At 32.6% G+C, this 700-nt stretch carries 1 protein-coding gene; it reads left to right on the plus strand.

Annotated features, from left to right (window positions below; genetic code table 11):
• On the plus strand, positions 1-501 hold a 501-nt coding region (locus tag MM214_RS18940; protein ID WP_241297743.1), incomplete at its 5' end, for a hypothetical protein.
• Between the last annotated feature and the right edge of the window lie 199 nt (positions 502-700).

Raw genomic sequence — 700 nt, forward strand, 5'->3', positions numbered from 1 at the left:
ACACCAAGTTTAACAGGTAAGCTTAATTCACAATCCATTAGTTGGAAATTTGGTAGAAACGAATATCAAATGTCAACAGGTTATGACAATGGAAACGAAGTTTGTTCTATAACTGATCCTGTTAGAGTTTTAATGTTTGGACTATCTACGGACGATGCATCAACCCAATTTACATTTATTACACCAAAAATGGATACTTCAAACCAAAATGAAGTTAAAAGCGTTTTAGGTGTTGGAGAAAAGCATTTTGGAGATATTCATAATAAATTTCAATTTAGAATTCTAAAAAACAATAATTTTTACATTAATAATCCAAACACTAATCAGAAATTAGAAATATTAAAAACAGAAGAGTTTCTGAATTATGAAAACAAAAAACATATGTTAGTTTGGATTAAAATTGACAATTTAGAATTAGAAAATTCAAATCAAAGTGGCGAAAAAATACAATTGAAAGATGGTTTTATGATTGCAGAATTGTACGGGCATATTTTTGAATAAAAAACTTCCTACAACATTTAGCCCAATAGCCAAAAGCCCTCATGCCGATTACTATCGGTAAGCCCTGATTGATGCATTCATCTATCATAGTTCAGCTATCGGAATAGTGGCTGCCGTGTACGCTTATGGCGTATTGACTGACATCCGCAAGGTGAAGGGCTTTCTAGGTGGAATAGTAGGCTGGTTGATGGATTTTAGG

It is taken from the genome of Belliella kenyensis (assembly GCF_022549675.1).
In the GTDB taxonomy this organism is placed as follows: domain Bacteria; phylum Bacteroidota; class Bacteroidia; order Cytophagales; family Cyclobacteriaceae; genus Belliella; species Belliella kenyensis.